Here is a 20,751-nt window from a genome sequence, read left to right on the forward strand (position 1 = left end):
GTCTTTTTATTATGGAGAAGGAGTGAGTAGGGGAAATAAAAAAAGACCCAACAAAGGGTCAAATGTTTTCTTCATTAAATACTTAAACATTAGCGGATATAAATAAATTTCTTAATAGAATCACGAAGTCCTAAAAAATTCTAAAAAATGATTTCTTTAAAAGCATACTTTAACAAAGTCTTTACATAAAGGAGTCCTTACACATATCCCTTCATGATGGGAAACTGTATTGAAGGAAGGGTTATCTTCCTGGATTTCTAATAATTGCTGACGGGCAGATTGGTAAGCTGGATGATTTTTAACGAAATCATATTTTGAAGAATCTGGTACGGCATTTGAATAATCAATGTCTAATAATCCTAATCTTTGTAAATTAGATAGTGAAGATGTATGTGATTCATAACCATCATATACCCTGAAATCCATAATATGCTGTTGGGTTACTATGAAGTGATTTTTATCATTGACTAATCTAACTTGTGCTATTGGATGCCGTTGAATAGTATGAAAGTTTTTTAAAATTTGAGCATCAAGGGGAGATAATTGTTTAATAATCTCCACAAAGGAAGGATGCGTCTCATTAGTCTTTCTGCTATCAATTGATGAAGCGATAAGGTTTGCAAACATTGCGCGTAGTTCTTCTGATTCTATATAGTACTTGGAGGCTTCAATTGCTGGTCCGACAATGTTTAGTTGAGGTTCACTCAAAAATTCTTCAGGAATATTTTGTGTGTTTTCCTCAACTTTTTGAATATAGTCCTCATAATTTTGCTTCTGTCGATATTCTTGTTTCTTTAACCACAAAGAAACATGGGAGCCAACTCCTAATTCCCATATATTAGACAAAGTGTTTCCTACAGCTTGGGCAGGAGGTCCAGCTGCGTCATCAATAAACTTTGGTAATAAACCCATATAAATCCACCCTCTCAATTCAAATTATAGGAGGTTTTTACTTTGGAGGCAATATTTAATCATCCATATTTAACTACATGGTTTATTCTCTGTATTGGTTTCTGGTTAACCGTTGCAACAAGTCAAATAAACAAATAAGTAAACTAGAATAGCCAATATAAAGGGGGGAGGCGGTGAGTGAAAGAATACAAGTCAAAGGATGAGAAGAAGAAGTTCTATAGGACAAGCGACTGGAACAAGCTAAGGCAGCAGGCGTTGGTGAGGGACAACTATGAATGCCAACAGTGTAAGCGAGAGGGCAAGGTACATGTGGACTCAATCAAGGTGGAAGGTGAACGGAAGAGTGTAGAGCTAAACGTTCATCATAAGTATGAGATTGAACACTATCCGCAATTGGCATTGGTATTAGATAATCTCGAAACGGTTTGCTTAAACTGCCACAATAAGCTGCACAATAGAGTGTTTGGAGCGACAAAGCAGAAGAAATGGGATGATGAGTTGTGGTAACACCCCCCGCCTTGCAAAGAGGCTATTTTTATTTTACCGCGGGAGCGGGGAGGGGGCTCGTTTTTTCAGATTTATCACCAATTTTTCACGTTAGGGGGTGGGAACATGGCGGTTAAAATCACTGAACTCAAAAAACAGATAATGAATAAAATAAATTTGGATGATTTGATACAGGTTGAGAAAGTGGAAAGGTATATACATTTGGTCAAGTCTTTTAGAAGAATAAATAAAATCATCAACAAAGAGGGCGAATCCGTAACAACGAAAAATGGATCACAGACATTTACTAAAGCCCACCCCCTGATTGGTGAACGGAATAAGATTAATGCTTCTTTATTGAGTATAGAAAAGTCATTTGGTTTCGAGGATGAAAAGGAGCCCAAGCATAGCGCTAGTGACCTTATATGATTTCTAATAAATACGTTGATGAATATATCAAGCTGTATGAATCAGGAAAGATAAAGTTTAATAAAGAGCGTGTCCTGCTGATTGAGTATTTGAAGGAACACGTTTTATCACGAGATGCTTTATATTTTGACGAAGAGCAAATAAATAATTTTAAGAGGTTTACCGAGAAATGGTATTTCCCCTTAGAACCTTTTCAAATGTTCATAGCAGCATTTGTTTTTTTATTTTACAAAAGTAACGGGAGAAACTTCTTTCGTAAATTCCTAATTATGATGGGGCGGGGTGGTGGTAAGAACGGTTTAATCACTGCATTAACAAATTTTTTCATAAGTGAATTGCATGGTATCCCAAAATACAATGTTTCCATTGTTGCAAACTCGGAAGACCAGGCAAAAACCTCCTTTGTGGAAATGTACGAAACCATTGAAGAACATAAAATTTTAGAAGGAATGTTCTATAAAACAAAAGTGGAAATCAAAAATAATGCGACAAAAAGCATTGTAAAATATCGTACGTCCAACGCATCTACTAAGGATGGTTTACGTGATGGCTGCGTCATTTATGATGAAATACATCAATACGAAACAAATGAAGTGGTGCGGGTATTCTCTAGTGGTTTAGGAAAAGTAAAAAATCCTCGAGAGTTTTTCATAGGTACGGATGGCTATGTTCGAGAAGGTTATCTCGATAAAATAAAAGAGCGGGCCAACAATATCCTTGAAGGACAAGAATTAAACGATTCACTTTTCCCGTTTATTTGTAAGCTAGATAACAAGGAAGAAGTCGAAGATATATGCAAATGGGAGAAAGCCAACCCCATGTTTTGTGAGCCTAGAAGCGATTATGCCGAAGGGCTTTTTTATATTGTTCAAGAAGAATACAAGGATCTTGCCAACGATCCATCAAATCGTGAAGAGTTCATAACCAAGCGGATGAATCTCCCGGAAGTAGATTTAAATAAGGTTGTTGCTTCCTGGGAAGAAGTACTTGCCACTAAAAGACCTCTCCCAGACTTAGCACATCGTACCTGTGTCGGTGGTTTGGATTATGCTAGCATCAAAGACTTTGCAGCAGTAGGGTTACTCTTCAAGGTAGAAAATGATTATGTGTGGAAATCTCACTCTTTTGTACGTAAAGAGTTTCTTGGCACGGTAAAATTAAAGGCTCCTATTAAGGAGTGGGAAAGATTAGGGCTTCTAACCATTGTGGATGAGCCGTCTATAGATATCCGTCATATTGTCAATTGGTTTGTAAATGCCCGGGAAAAATATGGTCTTACAAAGATTGTGGCAGATACCTTTCGGTTGGATTTAGTTAAAACAGCTCTAGCAGCTGAGGGATTCGAACTAGAATTTATTCGTAATCCTAAAGCAATTCATTCATTGCTCGCTCCAAGAGTGGAAACAGCATTTGCAAACCACAATATTATTTTTGGTGACAATCCGTTAATGCGCTGGTATACGAATAATGTCTATGTTCACATTAAAAAGGATGGAAACAAGGAGTATCTGAAAAAGGATGAATTCAGAAGGAAAACAGATGGCTTCCAGGCATTTATTCATGCCTTGTTTAAAGCTGATGAAATATTAGTCGATGATGTGGATTTTTTCTTGGATGATATAGATTTTTAATAGGCTCTGTTAAAGGATATTGTTGATTTTCTTGTTGAACTATCGGGCAGTTTAGTTCAGCACTGCTGTTTGATCTTTGTTCAACAATTAGGTCATATTCTTGAACAACACTTTTAAAGAATGATTTCTATGTTACAGTTTAGATGAAATCGTGAAGTATTGTAATTAAATTAATCTAATGTTAGTGGAGGTATGTTAATTTTTATAGTCTTGTAATTGGAATATCAGGGAACTTTTGTTAGGATATACAAAAGTAAATAGTTGTTATTTGACTTAAGAAACATGTTAATGGAGTAAGCGAATTTTATATTTCTTGTTTTAGAAGTGAATCTTAAACTATTTGGAGGACATGAGTATGGTAAAAGTAATTAAAGATGAATTTAAACTCTTTCCAGATTTACATTTTGGTATTACCCAACTAATTGAAATATTCGGAAAAGAAGACAGGGAATTTTATGATTTAAAAGCTAATGAAGAATCTTTAAGAATAATTCTTTCGGGTGATGAGGATAAAACTTTAGAGCTGGAAAAGAAGTTGAAACTAATTAAACAGGAAGAGGAACAAAAGATGTTTTCATTAGAAGCATTAAGTGGTTCCCTTCTACAAATCTTGAAAGCAAAGATATATTCAAAGTATAGTTCAATAGAAAAATGTCCTAAAGGTCGGTTTATATTTTCTCACTTGCCTGAAGAAAGGCCTATTTCCGTTAGAGATATAATTATATCTGGTAGGATTCAATACAATCATCCTGAAGGTATAACTGACAAACAAGCAAAAAAAGTATTTGATGATCTCGCTTTTAATTTTGACAATGGAATAGACGATGAATCTGACAAAATGTTCACTTTGGAGATGGGCAAGGTATTAGCCTATAATATTATGACTTTACTTAACTGGACGAGATATAAAGGGGTGTTTGAAAAAGACATGATCCTATTATTTGATCCTGAATTTGAACAGATTAAAAGAACAATCCTTGATGATAAAAAGTATTTATTTAAAGACCGTAAACGTCTTTTATCATATTTGATATCGTTTTCAACATTAAAAAATAACATGAAAAAGGAAAGTACTGATGAGGTACTACGTATACATGACTCAATCGGAGTGAAGGCAGAAATGATGTTAAAAGACATTGGAAATTCATTATCAAGTAAAAAAGGGAAAAATAAACAACAAAAAGATGAATTAAACGAATTATTACGGATTTGCGACCGTAATAATTTTGATTCAAGTATATATAATTATAATTAAACTACTATTTCAACTATAGTGTAGCTTTTGTTCAAGAAGATTGATATTAATTAATTTAAATAAAATCTTCAACAATATGGCGTGTTCTTTAATAAAAATCGCTTTCTTAATAAACTAACAGGTGTATTAGTTCTTTAGTTGCACTAAAGAAGACCACAAATAAGTGGTCTCTTTTATTTGTTCAAAGATAAACATTAATGTTTAACAAAGCCTTAAAAAAGGAGGTGAGATATTGGGATTTCTAGACCTGATAAAAAGCAGAAACAAGGAACTGGAATTCATGTTTGATTTTGAATTAATCGAAGATAATTCCAAGAAAATTTACATGAAGCAACTGGCCATCCAAACATGTACCAATATGATCGGCCGCACCATCAGTCAATCGGAATTTTATGTGAAGAAGGATAAAAAGATTGTGAAGGACGAAATGTATTACCGATTAAATGTCAGACCGAATCTGAACATGTCAGCCAGCCAATTTTGGCAAACTGTGGTCCATAAGCTGATCTATGACAATGAGTGTTTGGTTATCCAGTCGGATACCGAAGATTTATTGATTGCGGACTCTTTCACACGAGTTGAATATGCCCTGGTCGATGATTCATTCAAAGATGTAACCATTAAGGATTTTACTTTTTCTCGTACCTTTCAAATGAGTGATGTTATTTACCTGGAATACAGCAATAAAAAGCTATCCACTATGCTGGATGGCCTATATGCCGATTATGGAGAACTATTTGGTAGGATTATAGAATTTCAGAAAAGGAAAAATCAAATACGTGGACTTGTTAATGTAGAGTCTACCTATGAAAAAGACGAGAAAACACAACGAAGACTACAAACGTATATTGATAAAATTTATAAAGCTTTTACTGATAAATCTGTGGCTTTTGTACCTCAACAAAAGGGCTTTAAGTTAGAGGAATTGAAGAATACTTCTCAATTTCAAAGTGTAGACGAAGTGGCCAAGGTCGCAGATGGTTTTCTCAATCAGGTCGCAAAAGCCTTGGGCATTCCCATTTCTTTGCTTCATGGGGATATGGCAGATGTAGAGAAGCCTACCCGCAATTACATGACTTTTTGCATTGATCCTTTTTTGAAAAAAATCAAAGATGAATTGAATGCGAAGCTGATTGATAAAAAGGATTATCTAGCAGGACAGAAAATGGAAACTAAACGTGTGTCAAATATTAATATGTTTGATGTGGCCACAGCGGTCGATAAGTTGAGGGCTTCAGGGACATTTAACGGGAATGAATTGCGTGAGGCATTAGGAGAGGAAAGAGTGGATGCCCCAATTATGGACAGGTACTTTATTACAAAGAATTATCAAGAAAGTTCTGAAGCGCTTAAAGGAGGTGAAGAGGATGAGGCATAAAATTAAAGGTGATATTATTGGCTGGAACTCGAGTATTTGGGATTTTAATTATATGATGAAATCGATAAAGGAAGATGAGGATATTGATTTATCCGTAAATTCTTACGGTGGAGATGCTTTTTTAGGAATTGATATTTGTAATACCCTTAAAGATCATAAGGGATTTGTTACTGTAACAATAACAGGTATCGCTGCCAGTGCTTGTTCAATCATTTGTATGGGTGCTGATAAATTGCGAGCACATGCAAATGCGATGTTGATGGTCCACAATGCTCAAACATTCGTAGCAGGGGATGCGAAGAAGCTTCGAAAAGCGGCTGATGATGTGGAGAAGGTGAGCCAAGCTGTTTTGCAATCCTATACGAATCGAGTAGATGAATCTACCATGAAAAAATTACTCGATAATGAAACGTACCTTACAGCAGAGGAAGCATTAAAATATGGTTTAATTGATGAAATCATCGATGCAGAACCAGAAGAAGTTGAGTCAGAGATCTTTGAGAATAAAGCGAAAAAATTCAATAACAAATTATCAATGTCTAAAACGTCTAATCCATTAATCGCTGCATCTACTGGCATCGATGTAAATACATTGAATCAGATGTTTGTTGAATTTAGAAATGAAATAAAAAATGAATTCATACCAAAAAAAGAGCCTGATCAAGATCCTGTTGAACCCAAACAGAACTTGAGCATGCTCTTTTTACATTTATAGGGGGAATGAAAATGGCGATTAGATTTAATAATTTTGCAGAGAAAAAACTAGCATTTGCTCAAGCTACACAAGAAGGAAATGCTGAAGAACAGGCGGCTGCGTTAAACAACATGCTGGAAGCACTGGCACTGGATGTACAAGGCGATATTATGAATCAGGTTCATGCACATATGGCCGACAATTCCATCATGCAAGCAAGGGGTGCCAATGTCCTTACCAGCGAAGAAACCAAGTTTTTTAATGTGGTCATTGAAGATGGTGGATTCAAAGATAACGATACGCTGCCGGTCACTACTCAAGACCGGATTTTTGATGATTTAGTAGAATCACACCCACTGCTCCAACAAATCGGTATTCAAAATCTTGGTGCTGTTACTGAATACATCTATGGGGATCCAGAAGGTATGGCAGTATGGGGCGAATTATTTGGAGAGATTCAAGGGCAATTAAATGCTACGTTCCGTAAAGAAAAAATCGGCCAACTTAAATTAACCGCATTTATACCATTATCAAATGACATGCTAAAACTTGGTCCTGTGTGGGTTGAACGGTATGTGCGCACAATGATATCGGAAGCAATGTCAGTGGGGCTAGAGCGTGGATATGTTGCTGGTACTGGATCTGGTATGCCGATTGGCTTATTGAAGGATCTAAAAGGTGGAACCAATGGAGAGGGAGAGTACAAAGATAAAAAATCTGCGGGCACTTTAACCTTCAAGCCTGGTCGCACGACGATCAACGAATTGAAAGGGGTCGTAGAAAAGCTATCCATTCGTCCAGTTGGGAAAAAAGAAGAAGAAAAAGTGCGCAATATAGCCGGGAAAGTAGTCATGATTGTCAATCCATTTGATAACTTTAGCATTCAAGCAAATGCCACCGTTCAAAATGCTGCAGGCATTTATGTGACGAGTCTACCATTCAACCCGACTATGACAGAATCGATGTTTGTACCAAAAGGTAAAGTGTTATTTTTTATCCGTGGTGAATACATCGCCGCGATCGGTGGAGCAATGGAGGTAAAGAAATATGATCAAACCTTAGCCATGGAAGATGCAACGCTGTACATTGCTAAACAATATGCCACAGGTAAACCGAAAGATAACTATGCTGCCCAAGTATATGATTTAAATCTTGATATAACAGAGGATACAATGGAACCAGAAGGTGCATAAGGGGTGGATGTGATTGGAAATCACACAAGAACTATTACGAGAATTTAAAGAGCGCATGCATATTTCCCATTCGAGCGAGGATGACAATTTAAAAAGATTGTTGTCCTTTTCTATTGAGGTTTTACAAAGCAAGTGCGGTGCATTTGATGTGGAAAAGAATACGCAGGCCAAGGAGCTTATCTTTGAGCGGACAAGGTATCTCTATAATGATGCGGTTGAATATTTTGAGGATAATTTCTTGAGTGAGATTACCAGCTTAGGGTTATCGATCGCTTTAAAAGAGGGGGAATCTGATGCAGCCGTTTAAATATAAGCCGCCAAGAGTGAATTCAGGGGATTTACGTACGCCTATCACTTTTTATGAGTATGCACCAAATAAGGGTCCAGAGCCTGGGGAGTCTGAAAGAGAGGTTCTCCATCAAGCCATGGCCAAGGTTGATCATGTGTGGTTGAAAGATATAGAGATGGCTAAGTCGAATGGCACTTTATCAGATATTACCATTACGATACGGGATCCACTAGAAGACTATATTCCATCCAATAAGCATGTTCTTTCCATCGATGATACAAGGTATCAGGACAAGAGATATAACATTAAACATGTTCAGCCGGATTTGCAAAATAAGAATTTTATCAAAATTGTGGCAGGGTTAACCGAATGAGCGTGAAAATCCATGGGGAAAAAGCGTTGATGGCAGAATTAGAAAAACGCTTAGGGAGAATGAGGGTGCAGCAGTTAAGTGATAAAGCGTTGAAACGAGGCGCCCAAGTATTTATCAAGGAACTTAAAATTCAATTTGCCTCCTTTAAAGATACCGGGGCATCCATTGAAGAAATGACCATATCGGAGCCGATGTGGGTTGCTGGTGTGAGGACGATTAAAATTCATTGGCATGGTCCGAAAGATCGTTATCGCATCATTCATTTAAATGAGTTTGGCACGGTGCAAAACCCGAGCCCACGTGGTAAAGGTGCCATCGTACGAGCCATGCGGAATGCCGAATCAGCCTATCGTAGTGCAATAAAAAGGGTGATAAAGGAGGGAGTGTAATGGATGTCTTAGGGATGATATATGATGCGTTAATGGCAGACCCATATATCAAGGAAACAGCTAATGGAAGAATTAAATTTTACGAGTTTCCTGAAACGGGAGAAGTTAAGGCACCTTTTATCATCATTGATCCATTAGATGTCCCTCTTCCTCAAGATTTTGCTGATAATACCTGGCTTACTTATGATTGCCTATTCCAAATAGACGTTTGGTCGAAAAAGAGAACCGCTACAAGAGAACTATCCGAACAAATTTGCCTTGTCATGTGGAACGTTGGGTTTTTTCAAGGGTCAGGGGTGGATGAATGGGATAAAGATACAGGGACCTTCCGTGATGCTAGAAGATATCGAGGGAAAATATATCGAGATGATCTGGACACTTTATAGCATGACTATTTTAATACAAAAAATGAGGAGTGATTACTTTGCCGGAAGAGAAAAAAAGGTATAAAGCGTCAACTGGTGTGGATGAATTTTATTATGCTGTATTAACCAATGAGGATGAACAATTTGAGACGGGGGAAATTATCCGGGTTAAATTTTTGCAAGAGATAGAGATAGAGATGCCACAAGAAGCAATTAGGGCGTTTGGAGATAATCGTACAGCTGAAATTGCCATTTCAGGTGGAAATATATCCGTATCCACTCAGTTTCACTCAGTACCCATTGAAGACAAAAATATCTTGTTTGGTTTAGAAACGGTGGATGGTCTTTCTTCCATTGGCGGTGATGATGTACCTCCTTATGTGGCTGTGGTATTTACCAAGACATTTGAGGACGGTTCTAAAGAGTGGGTGGGGCTAACAAAAGGAATGTTCATGCGTACCAAAATTACTGGTAAAACCAAAGAAGAAAACAAAGAATTTGGTAATGAAGAAGTAACGGGAGAATTTATGGAGCGGTACGTGGAAGGGGCCAAATCTGAAAAATCAGTACTTTTCGGAGCGGACAAAAAAGGGGAAACAGACAACCGGGATTCACTTTTTCAAAAGGTTTTTGGTCAAGATTATCCTGGCACACCAGTGGAATTTTAAAAAAGTAAACCGACAGGGTTAATGGAACAATTTTAAAGTTATTGCAAATTTTAGTTTTTAAACAATTATAGAAAGAATTTTTCTACTTCTTATACCAATAAAAAGTAACTATAATACGGATATCTACTTTTTAGGGGGCTCTTTGATTGACAAGTAAAATAGAGGAAGACTTTTCAAAATTGGACAAGATTGATACAAAGGCAACTGGGCAAAGAATAAAATATTTAGTGCAGAACGCAGGTTTCTCACAATCAGAATTAGCAAAAATTTTGGGAAGAGAATTAAAAACGATATCTAATTATTATCGTGGGATATCCCTTCCTGATAAAATTGATTTAATAATACTCTCCAGGATTTTAGGGAAATCTTATGATGAACTTTTGGTTTTCAAAGGTGATATGCAAGGTTATCAACGAATCGACCATTATATACTTGAATATCATGAATCTAGCGATGAAACTATTTCTGAAGCCATTAATAGGTCCAGAAAAGAAAGTAAATTATTTAACCCGTATACAAAGGGACGTGCTAATATTCGTAGTTTAGAAGAGGCTGGGTACTGCCTAGAGTTTTTCCATTATATAGTCCAGCAAGATATTCGAAATAGGATGATGGATAATTTGCTTTCTGGCAAGGGAGTTCATAGCATTTATATGCATCACATTTTTGAGACTTATATTTGGAAAAAGCTATCAAATGAACAAAAGGCTGAAAGTGAAGCGCAATTTGCTATTTGGCGTGGAGAAAAAAAGAGTGAAGAATACTAATTTATTATAATGTTACACTTCAACTATGAATAAAAGAGGAGTTTCTTGATGGAACAGAAGGAAATATTAAAAAATGTAATTACGTCATTTTCAAATTACTATGAAAAACAAAAATCATTTAAAAGGGTATTTTTGAATGAACCAGTAATGTCGAAAGCTATTGAAGTTTTTGATTCTGAAATGAATGAGATGGTTGACCATGTTTTTGATTTGATGGGAATACCTAATGAAGAGTCTTCGGATAAATACGATAAATTAAATTGGACAAGAGATGTTTGTACCAATTTAATAGAAATAGCAGCTAATAATGAAAAATATATTGAACCAGCTATTGAATTAATATCTGATTGGGCAAATTTAAATGATTATACTTCAAAAGTTGAAAAGCACACCTGGTTCCGTTATCATCAACTCCTTGATGAACACATTACTGGATATAAAAAATGGCACGAAGAACAACAACTAGAGAAGGAAAAAGGGAAGGGTAATAGTATAACTGTTTAGCTCGATTTTTAAGGTTGGAAGTAAAGTAAGCAAAGGATAAGTTTCTGTCGTTCCTTTGCTTATCCAACTAATTGGCGATTTAATTCCATAGGATGCAATAAAGGAGACCATAAAAAGTGGTCTCCTTTATTTGTACAAATAAACATTAATGTTTAACAAAGCCTATTTAAAAAGGGGACGTGGAAACATGGCAAATTTAAAACGCAATATGATCGAATTGGTGAAAGAAGTAAAAGAGGGTGAAATTGTCACAGAAAAATACCTCACTCCTGTATTCATTCCATTTTCTGTTGTTTATGAAGCGATTGATATGACAGACGAAATCGATAAAAGCGAATCAAGTAAAAGTGCTGGTTCAGAAAGGGAGTTGATCGAAAAATTATTGGATTTTGTCGCCAATAAGGTATATAACAAGCAATTTACCAAGGAAGAGTTATTCAATGGTCTCCATGCTCCTAATGCCATTCAAACCCTGCAAGAACAAATAATGTTCGTGGCGCAAGGCAGCCAAAATGATGAAACAAAAAAGTTCTTGGCGAAGGAACGTTAACGGATGAGGACTTTTCTCCAGCCAAGCAAAAAGCATACTTGGACATCCTCATCCTTGATCTCCTGAAAGAGGATAAGGACATAAATGAGATATTGAATATGCCTTATCATTTTTTACTCGACATCCTAAACGAAAAAAATAAACCAAAACAAGAAAAATCCTTGATTGCCGCATTCGGAGGCTAGGGATTTTTTTTATTGGTTTGTGAAGGGAGGGTGATGGAATGGAGAAGATAGAAGGACTTTCGATTGGACTGGACCTCGACTCCACAGGCCTCAACCGTGGTCTAACTGGGGTAAAAGATAAGCTAAGGGCCGTAAACAGTGAATTGAAGGCTAACCTGTCTGCATTTAATCGCGGTGATCGATCTATAGGGAAATATGAAACACGTTTAGCTGGATTGAATCGAAAACTAGAAGTCCAAAAAGAGGTCACGAAACAAGCCAAGGCTGAGTACGAAAAGATGGTCAGAGAGCATGGTGAGGGTTCTAAAGAAGCGGATAAGGCAGCCAAAAGCTATAACTATGAAGTGGCTGCCCTCAATAACTTAGGACGTCATGTTGGGGATGTAAGAGAAGAACTAAAAAAATTGAAAGAAGAACAACGAATTGCTTCTTCTGGATGGACACTAGCTGGAGATTCGCTGATTTCATTTGGAAATAAGCTTGAATCTATTAGTGGGAAAATAAAAGAAACAGGTAAAACCCTGACCACAAGATTAACGGCACCTATAGCTGGATTGGTCGGCACGGTGGCTACGATGGGGTTTAAACGGGCAATGGATTTAGAGCAGGTTAATTTCATGCTTAGCACGATTCTTGACAGCGAAAAACAAGTGGAATCCGTGATGAAAGGCGTTAGTGATCTCGTTACAGGAACATCATTTGGCTTATCAGAAATTGCTAACCCCGTAGCCAATTTATTGGCTTCTAATGCGTCAGAAAAAGACTCTTTGCTTTATGCGGAAGTGTCCATGGAATTAGCCGCATTAAAAGGGGATGACCAACTAGTTCCACAATTGACAGACTTGATACAAAAGGCTTTATTAAGTGGGAAAGTGGACGGGAGCATGGTCAACTCGTTTGCCAATGCAGGCATTGATATTTTGGCCGTTCTTGGAAACAAATTAGGCCAAAGTCGAGAGGAAGTAAGAAAAGCCTTAAAAGATGGAACCATCGATATAAATGATGCTCTAAGGACCATGTCAGAAGGAATACTTGAGGGAACAGAAGGGCTGAATGGAAAGACGGTAGCTGCGAGCGGAATGATTGAAAAGTCAGGTGAAACATTATCCGGTAAATGGAAGAATTTCAAAGCGTCCATTTCTCAGGTTGGAGAGAGGATGGTTACAGAACACGGTATTTTTGACGGTGTAAAAAACATGTTAGATGAGGGCAGGGACCTTTTCAAAAATTCCGATGAAATCTTTAAACCTATCTTTGCAGGATTGGGATCTGCACTAGAATTCGTCGTTTCAATATCGATAAATGCTGTGGGGTGGTTTAAAAATCTTAGCGATGGCACGAAAAATCTAATGGTTACATTCATGGGATTTTTAGCTTTAATCGGTCCGTTACTTGTTGGGTTGGGTTTATTTGGTGGTGTAATTGCTAATGTTGCACTCAAGTTAGGACCACTTTTTAAATCTATTGCCAAAGGCGGCGGCCTATTAAAATGGTTAAAATCAGGTTTTATAGCTTTAACTGGCCCCGTTGGGATAACCATTGGGATTTTAGCGTTATTAGGTACCGGATTTATCCTCCTCTATAAAAACTCAGAGACTTTCCGTAACGGCGTCCACAAATTGCTTGGAAAAATAAAAGAACTGGCTAAGAACTTGTTAAAAGCTATCCAACCAGCCATTCAAGCGGTCATTAAATTCTTTAAAGATCAACTAGATCATCTGAAAAAATTCTGGGATGAAAATGGACAGATTATCATGGATGCTCTTTTAAATATAGGTAAAATCATTCAAGTTGTATTCGGGGCTATTGTGAAGGTGATAAAGTTTGCCATGCCTCTCGTGCTGGCAATCATTAAATCTGTTTGGGGAAATATCAAAGGCGTCATCTCCGGAGCCTTAAACATCATTATGGGTTTAGTAAAGGTATTCTCCGGACTATTCACAGGGAACTTCCGTAAGATGTGGGAAGGCATTAAACAAGTATTTTTAGGTGCTTTAACATTCATTTGGAATTTCGTGCAATTAATGTTCTGGGGCAAGATGCTGAAAGGCATTCTTTCACTAGGGAAGTTGCTAGTAAACTCATTCAAGGGCATGTGGGGAAGTATTAAAAACGTTTTTTCTACGGTCATTAAGTGGATCGTAGACTTTGTGAAGAATCGATTTACATCCATGAATAATACGTTGAATACCATCACCAATTCTATTAAAAATCTCATTTCTACCATTTGGAATGGCATCTTTAAGTTCTTCAAATCAATCATTCAATCCATTTGGGATTTAGTGAAGAATCGTTTCACTACCATGCGGAATACGATAAAAACCATTTTTAATGAAATCCGTGATCTGACAAAAACCATCTGGAATGCCATTAAGGATTATATTTATAAGCCTATCAAAAACTTGGTGACAAATACGTTAAGCCGTTTTACTAGTTTAAAATCACGCATATCAGAAGTATTCGGCTCAATTAAAAAAAATGTTAAAGGCTATGTTTCAGATATGGTCGAAACGGTAAAGGGCATGCCAAAAAGGATGTCAGATGGCCTGAAAAAAACAGGTAGCTTTATAAAGGCAGGTATCATATCAGTTGCGAATAAATTGGTATCGGGGCTTGGAGAAGGTGTAAATGGGGTCATTAAAGGTGTCAATTGGGTTATGGATTTGGTAGGTGTGGATGAGAAGAACCAATTAAAACCTTGGAAAGTTCCACAATACGCAAAAGGTACAGACGGGCATCCTGGTGGCCCTGCCATTGTTGGTGATGGTGGAATGGCTGAGCTATTAAGTTTTCCAAACGGACAATTCGCCCTGTCACCAGCAACGGATACCTTCGTTAATTTACCTAGAGCTACGTCGGTTATGAATGGTCCTGATACAAAGCTGTTTTTAGATGCCATTCCTACTTATAAGGATGGAAAGGGATGGCTGACTAAGATTAAAGATGGGGCGGGCGCTGCTTGGGATGGCGTAAAGAGTATAGGCTCAAAGACTGCAGGTGCCATCAAAACCGGTAATAGTGCGTTAAAAGATAAAGCCTCTCAATTTTGGGACTGGGCTTCTGGAGGAGCCAAAAGCTTGATGGATAAAGTCCTTAGCACCATGGGCGTAAAAGTACCTAAAATGGATGGTAACTTCGGCACGATAGCAAAAGGTGCATTCGGCATAGTGAAAGATAAGGTTGTCGATTTTGTAGGAGGACTCCTTCCTAGTTTTGGCGGTGGGGGATTTAGCTTTCCTGCTCCCTTCCGGAAAACGAGTGGGTTTGGTAAGCGCTGGGGAAAACTGCATAAAGGGATAGATTTTGGCGCTCCTGCAGGTACACCGATTCCTTCCCAATCGGGTGGAGTGGTCCGATTTGCCGGGTTTGGCCAAACAGGATCCGGTTATGGTGGATATGGGAATGTCGTTCACATCGATGCAGGCGGCGGTCTGTCGTATCTTTACGCACATAACAGTAAAAATAACGTGAAGACAGGTGACAGCGTAAGAAACGGGCAAATCATCGGGACTGTCGGCAATACCGGTCATTCAAAAGGGAATCATTTGCATTTTGAGATTAGACGAAACAACGTGGCGGTAAACCCTGAGGAACTGGGTGGCGGTGGTTTGTTAGGAGCATTTGGTAGCAACAAGACACCTGTTAGTAGCAGTGTGGAAAGATGGCGCGGAACGGTCATAAAAGCATTGGGGATGAACGGTCTTCCAATAACCGATGCCTATGTGAATACATGGTTAAGACAAATTAAGTCTGAATCGGGCGGTAATGAGAAGGCTGTACAAAGTTCTGGGGTCAAAGATGCCAATTATTACAGTGGACAACTTGCTCGCGGCCTCGTCCAGGTGATCCCGTCAACATTCCGTGCACATGCATTCCCAGGATATAACGATCCATTCAATGGCTTACACAGCTTGCTGGCAGGTATGAACTATGCTAAAGGAAAATATGGCGTTGGCGGAATGCTTAGAGTTATCGGTCATGGTCATGGCTATGCCACAGGTGGTTTGATAAATAGTGCTGGTATGTACAACCTTGCAGAAGACGGGTGGCCGGAATTTGTCATTCCAACCAATCCCGCCCGAAGAACGGCTGCACAGAAATTGTTGGCTCTTGCTGGCAGAGAGATTCAAGGCAATAAGCGTCCACACCAGCTGCCGAATGTTTCACCTAGCACTTGCAGTGAAGAAAATAACCTGTTGATGCAGCTGCTTGAAGCGACACTGAAACAAAACCAACTTCTGAAGAAAGATCATGCGGAAATGATGGCCTATTTAAAAGCCATTGCGGAAAAGACGGCCGATGTGTATTTGGGAAGGGAAAAGGTTGGTTCACTATTGGATCAGGACCAGGCTAAACGAATTAATCATGCTGGAAGGAGGATGGCCACTTGATATGGACCGGTATTGAATACAATGGCAAACATAGTTATAGGGATTTCGGGCTTACACTAGAGAGCCGTAAAATCGGCAATCCTTCTAAAAACAAGATTTTGGAGAGTATCCCTTTTTCCAATACAAAGTATGATTTTTCTTCCCTGTATGGTGATCAAGAGTATTTGGAGCGTGAGCTTACGTATGTATTTAACATCACGGGAGAAATGGGAAGAAACCATTTGTATGTGCGTGAAACAGACATCCTGCATTGGCTGATGCCGCCAAGTAAAAAAATAAAGCTGAAAGATGATAAGCTCCCAGGCTTTTACTTTTTGGCTGAAGTCATGGAGAATCCAGATGACGAAGATTATTTTGTCGGTGGCAAGCTCAGCATCACATTTACTGCTTACCCATTTAAAATTGCCGATCATGAAGAAGGGCATGATCGGTGGGATGAGTTTAACTTCCTTTGGGATGTTGCTCAAACGACCGCATTCCCTGTTTCAGGAAGGCTAGATCCCATTTTGCACAATCCAGGGGCTAAGCATGCTCGGCCTAACATACAGGCTTCTGCGGCCATGCAGATTATTAAAGATGGGGTCACCTACCAGGTTAAAAAGGGTGAATCCGCCTCTTTTGATTTTGTTTTGAAGCCTGGACATAATCATCTCCGTATCATTGGAAATGGCCACATCTCCTTCCACTATCGAAAGGAGATGATTTAGTGTACAAAGTCACGTTAATGAATGGGAAACAAGAAACCGTGATTCATCATCCAGCGTTTAATGATCTTAAGGTACAGACGGGCCAGGTCAAACAAGGCATTAATGTAGCGGATAGCTTCTCATTTACCATTCTTCCTGATAATCCAGGTTTTCATCTCATACGCCCATTGCGAACGCTTGTTACGGTGGATCATATTCAGAGTGGTAAAAGGGAATTCGAGGGCCGTGTTCTCATGCCAACAGAGTCAATGGATGATCAGGGCAAATTTATGAAATCCTTTTTGTGCGAGGGGGAGTTAGGGTATCTGAATGATTCCTGCCAGCGTCATGGTGAATATAGAAACATGACGATTGCTGCCTTTTTTAAAGTGATAGTGGATTGCCATAATGCTGAGGTCGCTGGTGACGAGGTGGATAAAAAATTTCAAGTGGGCCAAGTAACTGTGACGAATTCCACCGATAATGTCTATCGATACTTGGGGTATGAATCCACGCTAGATTCCATCTTTGACAAGCTCATTGACCGGCTCGGTGGGGAATTAAGGGTCCGAAAACAGAACGGTGTCCGTTACCTGGATTACCTAAGTAAAATTGGTGTGAAAAAGACAACGGAGATTCGGCTTGCTAAAAACTTGAAGAGCATTGAAAAAGAAGCGGATCCAAGTGAGATTATTACACGGTTGATTCCGCTAGGAGTATCCATTGAGTCAGAAGATGAAGGGGCAGTGGATGCGAGCCAGGCACGGTTAACCATCGCATCGGTGAACGGGGGGCGTGATTATATAGAGGATGAAGCGGCCAAACAGATCTATGGCGTAGTCGCCAAAAGCGAAACGTGGGATGACATTACCCTTCCAGCCAATCTCATGACCAGGGGAAAACAGTTTATATCTGAGAACAATCGAGTCAAAGTCAAATATGTCCTATCTGCGCTTGACTTATCGCTGATTGGCCTTGACCCGGAAAGCTTTGAGGTCGGCAATGACTATCCGGTTATTAATCCTGTTATGGGCATCGATGAAAAGCTGAGAGTGGTTGAAAAGACCATCGACATTATTCATCCCAATACGAACAGCCTATCTATTGGTGACCTCTTCAAGACCGCATCCCAATATCAGAACGAAATGTCTAAAGCGCAAAAGAATGTGGTCCAGCTGCAGAACACCATCCATCGGCAAGCCAAAGCAATCGGTGGAATGAAATCACAAATTGACAAGGTTAATGACGCTGTTAATAACATTGAATGGACGTTGAAAGACAGTGATTTGGAAGCGCTAAACCAGGCAGTCAAACAGTTACAGGCAACTATTCAGGAACTGAATGATGCTATTGGAGACATGCCGATTTATCAGCCCGCAACCGAAACGGTTGACGGGCTTTTCAGCGCACCTGATAAAAAGAAGTTTAATTTAATCACTGTCAGTCATCCAGTCGATTTGGATGGGCTGTTCGCTAAAGTGGAAGCTTTGGAAGGAGGAAACAATGGCTAGTATAAGCGGGTTTTTGACCAAGATTAAAACGGCTGTGTATGGGAAAGATGTTCGTGGCAGCCTAGCTGACGGATTGGAGGCTGTCAATAAAGAAACCGAAGTTGCTACCCAATTGACCGAGCAAACGCAATTCCGGCAAGATGTCTTGACGAAAAAATACAATGAACAAATTGCCGATGCCACGGATATCACAGAAATTAAAGATTTTCATGTTTCCGGGGAGACAGGCGAAGTCTTTCAAACCATGGGGTTAAGGGGAGACGCTTTTGACAGAAGTTTGATACAGACCGAGAGAAAATTAAAAGGGACGGTCAATGCATTTGAGTTTTCATTCAATGGACAGATTACGACCCAATCTGTTTTAGATGCCGTATCCGTTTCTGAAGAAGGAACAGAAATCAAATTCCCTAAAGGAGATTACGCGTTCGATCCAATGGTTTTGAACAAAGGTGTTTGGCTTAACTTTTCAGGCAGCCAATTGATAAATAAAGGAACGGGTGACCTTTTTACTTTTAAGGGGGGGATAAGTGAGGTCACTTATTCTCTTTCTATACCTGCTAAAAGAAAAGACAGGGTGTTGCGTCTAAATGCCCAAGTAAAAGATATAGCTGCTGGCGATTTAATTTTATTAAAGGATGATACAGTACGGCACTATGACGGACTTCCAGATATAAATTCTGAAGTGCATGAGGTGTTACACGTACAGGGAAACATCATAACCCTTCGAGATTTTGTTCGTCTGCCAAAGCGGGTCTCTCTAATCAACGTAACCAGAATTTCTCCATTAATCAATCCAGCGGTTATCCATGCAGAATTTCTAAATGGAGGAGTAGGGTTTGAATACACAAGAGGAGCTAAGGTAGAGCAGTTCCAGGTAATGAATCATGTAAATGCAGCAGTTTCTTTTATTAGTTCGTACGATTGTAGATTATCAGGTTTTGCTTTTTCTAAGCCAGCCTCCACTGCTGCAGGTCTAGGAAATGGAGTACTAGGGATGAAGGGAACCATGAGAATGCTTGTTCAGAATGGCATTGGTGCAGACTTGCGACATACCGTTGATTGTGGGGGCGTTTTCGATGGATTGGTGGATAATGTACACGCCTTGAATAATACCTCGTCTCAGTTCGTCATGTCTCATAATGGGTACGACAGTGATCAAACGTATCGCAATTGTAAGTCTTACGGTGGGAAGACGTATGGGTTCCAGACGAGTGCACAGGGTGTACCGGATCCATCTAAACTAACCCACTATGGCTTCCGGATTATTGACTGTGATGTCCAAACGGAAAAAGACGATCCTTTGTATCAATATGCTATAAGGCTTTCCAGTCCGGTGAAAGAGTCTTTCATTGAGAATTTTACAGCAGTTTATGATGATGGTTCCAAAGCTTCCAGTGGTAATAATGCGGGTATCTCCTTATTTCCTGTGGATAATGATTTATCCATCAACAATGCCGATATTCGAGGGTATAAAGATGGCGTCTTTATTTATCGCCACACGAATGTAGAATCGACGGACAATGAGTCCGTGTTGAAAATAGACGGGTTGAAGGTAACCAACGCTTATAATGCGATTGTCAACAGTTATGGATTTAATAAGCGATTCTCCTTAAGAGGTTTAGACGCCATCAACATTCTCCAGTACATCTTCCGTATGGGGGAAGGGTCGTTTGATTACCTCAATATCTCGGACGTCACGATAACCAATTCTCTGGCGCGTTTATTTATCATCCAGCCTATTGGGGGAGAGAATCGAATCAATGGGTATATAGGTGAAATAAATAAACCCGTCCACAAACCTGTCACCATGACTTCCGGTTATAAATTGTCGTTTGACGAAATGTTCATCAATCAAAATCATGTCGTGGAATTGACCTCAACACGTGATGTGATGCCTGCCCAGTATCCGATACGGGATGGAATCATTGAAGGGCAAAGACTCACGTTATTTTATTCCGGTCATCATTCGGTCCAAATTAACTGGACCACACGTCTACGAACAAAAGATGAGAAAAATATACTTTTAAATAAGAACCGTCGTTACCTTCATTTGATTTGGATGAAAGATAGCTGGTACGAAGTGTAAAGGGAGGGA

The 20,751-nt window shown here is 39.0% G+C and carries 20 protein-coding genes; 19 read left to right on the top strand and 1 reads right to left on the bottom strand.

Going from position 1 to position 20,751, the window contains the following annotated elements:
• Positions 1–156: 156 nt before the first annotated feature.
• Entirely contained in the window at positions 157–912 is a 756-nt protein-coding gene (locus tag MKY17_RS09105; protein ID WP_339201690.1) for a DUF4393 domain-containing protein, read from the bottom strand.
• Positions 913–1,089: 177 nt separating this feature from the next.
• Between MKY17_RS09105 and MKY17_RS09110 the strand changes: the two genes are divergently transcribed.
• The 19 genes from MKY17_RS09110 to MKY17_RS09200 all read left to right on the top strand — a co-directional run bounded on the left by MKY17_RS09110 (position 1,090) and on the right by MKY17_RS09200 (position 20,742).
• Positions 1,090–1,419: an HNH endonuclease gene (locus MKY17_RS09110; protein ID WP_339201691.1), complete on the top strand. Its 330-nt coding sequence runs from the start codon at positions 1,090–1,092 to the stop codon at positions 1,417–1,419.
• 105 nt (positions 1,420–1,524) lie between these two features.
• On the top strand, positions 1,525–1,827 hold the full coding sequence (locus MKY17_RS09115) for a P27 family phage terminase small subunit (protein WP_339201692.1): 303 nt from the start codon (positions 1,525–1,527) through the stop codon (positions 1,825–1,827).
• Complete coding sequence (locus MKY17_RS09120; protein ID WP_339201693.1) at positions 1,824–3,458, top strand: terminase TerL endonuclease subunit; 1,635 nt, start codon at positions 1,824–1,826, stop codon at positions 3,456–3,458. Before MKY17_RS09115 ends, MKY17_RS09120 begins: the two co-directional genes overlap by 4 nt.
• A gap of 355 nt (positions 3,459–3,813) precedes the next feature.
• The gene (locus MKY17_RS09125; RefSeq protein WP_339201695.1) at positions 3,814–4,713 is read left to right on the top strand and encodes a hypothetical protein; all 900 of its coding nucleotides are present in this window, start codon (positions 3,814–3,816) and stop codon (positions 4,711–4,713) included.
• A 232-nt stretch (positions 4,714–4,945) separates the two neighbouring features.
• Positions 4,946–6,091 carry a phage portal protein gene (locus MKY17_RS09130; RefSeq protein WP_339201696.1) on the top strand — a complete coding sequence of 382 codons (1,146 nt, stop codon included), beginning with the start codon at positions 4,946–4,948 and terminating at the stop codon, positions 6,089–6,091.
• Entirely contained in the window at positions 6,081–6,806 is a 726-nt protein-coding gene (locus MKY17_RS09135; protein WP_339201698.1) for a head maturation protease, ClpP-related, read from the top strand. The genes MKY17_RS09130 and MKY17_RS09135 overlap by 11 nt, the downstream gene beginning before the upstream one ends.
• 11 nt (positions 6,807–6,817) lie before the next feature.
• On the top strand, positions 6,818–7,978 hold the full coding sequence (locus MKY17_RS09140; protein WP_339201699.1) for a phage major capsid protein: 1,161 nt from the start codon (positions 6,818–6,820) through the stop codon (positions 7,976–7,978).
• Between the two features lie 13 nt (positions 7,979–7,991).
• The gene (locus MKY17_RS09145; protein WP_339201701.1) at positions 7,992–8,285 is read left to right on the top strand and encodes a phage gp6-like head-tail connector protein; all 294 of its coding nucleotides are present in this window, start codon (positions 7,992–7,994) and stop codon (positions 8,283–8,285) included.
• Positions 8,272–8,640: a phage head-tail adapter protein gene (locus MKY17_RS09150; RefSeq protein ID WP_339201702.1), complete on the top strand. Its 369-nt coding sequence runs from the start codon at positions 8,272–8,274 to the stop codon at positions 8,638–8,640. The genes MKY17_RS09145 and MKY17_RS09150 overlap by 14 nt, the downstream gene beginning before the upstream one ends.
• Complete coding sequence (locus MKY17_RS09155; RefSeq protein ID WP_339201704.1) at positions 8,637–9,029, top strand: hypothetical protein; 393 nt, start codon at positions 8,637–8,639, stop codon at positions 9,027–9,029. The genes MKY17_RS09150 and MKY17_RS09155 overlap by 4 nt, the downstream gene beginning before the upstream one ends.
• Positions 9,029–9,415, top strand: coding sequence for a DUF3168 domain-containing protein (locus tag MKY17_RS09160; protein WP_339201705.1), 387 nt, complete (start codon positions 9,029–9,031; stop codon positions 9,413–9,415). The genes MKY17_RS09155 and MKY17_RS09160 overlap by 1 nt, the downstream gene beginning before the upstream one ends.
• 38 nt (positions 9,416–9,453) lie before the next feature.
• Complete coding sequence (locus MKY17_RS09165) at positions 9,454–10,062, top strand: major tail protein (RefSeq protein ID WP_339201706.1); 609 nt, start codon at positions 9,454–9,456, stop codon at positions 10,060–10,062.
• A gap of 146 nt (positions 10,063–10,208) precedes the next feature.
• On the top strand, positions 10,209–10,829 hold the full coding sequence (locus MKY17_RS09170) for a helix-turn-helix transcriptional regulator (protein WP_339201707.1): 621 nt from the start codon (positions 10,209–10,211) through the stop codon (positions 10,827–10,829).
• A 48-nt stretch (positions 10,830–10,877) separates the two neighbouring features.
• Positions 10,878–11,333 (top strand): hypothetical protein, encoded by a 456-nt coding sequence (locus tag MKY17_RS09175; RefSeq protein WP_339201709.1) that lies wholly within the window; start codon positions 10,878–10,880, stop codon positions 11,331–11,333.
• 187 nt (positions 11,334–11,520) lie between these two features.
• Positions 11,521–11,883, top strand: coding sequence for a hypothetical protein (locus MKY17_RS09180; protein WP_339201711.1), 363 nt, complete (start codon positions 11,521–11,523; stop codon positions 11,881–11,883).
• A 223-nt stretch (positions 11,884–12,106) separates the two neighbouring features.
• Complete coding sequence (locus tag MKY17_RS09185) at positions 12,107–16,459, top strand: peptidoglycan DD-metalloendopeptidase family protein (protein ID WP_339201712.1); 4,353 nt, start codon at positions 12,107–12,109, stop codon at positions 16,457–16,459.
• The gene (locus MKY17_RS09190) at positions 16,456–17,166 is read left to right on the top strand and encodes a phage tail protein (protein WP_339201713.1); all 711 of its coding nucleotides are present in this window, start codon (positions 16,456–16,458) and stop codon (positions 17,164–17,166) included. The genes MKY17_RS09185 and MKY17_RS09190 overlap by 4 nt, the downstream gene beginning before the upstream one ends.
• Entirely contained in the window at positions 17,166–18,656 is a 1,491-nt protein-coding gene (locus MKY17_RS09195) for a phage tail spike protein (protein WP_339201714.1), read from the top strand. The genes MKY17_RS09190 and MKY17_RS09195 overlap by 1 nt, the downstream gene beginning before the upstream one ends.
• On the top strand, positions 18,649–20,742 hold the full coding sequence (locus MKY17_RS09200; RefSeq protein ID WP_339201715.1) for a hypothetical protein: 2,094 nt from the start codon (positions 18,649–18,651) through the stop codon (positions 20,740–20,742). The genes MKY17_RS09195 and MKY17_RS09200 overlap by 8 nt, the downstream gene beginning before the upstream one ends.
• The last annotated feature ends 9 nt before the right edge of the window (positions 20,743–20,751 follow it).

This window comes from Peribacillus sp. FSL P2-0133, from assembly GCF_037975445.1.
GTDB classification, from domain to species: domain Bacteria; phylum Bacillota; class Bacilli; order Bacillales; family DSM-1321; genus Peribacillus; species Peribacillus simplex_E.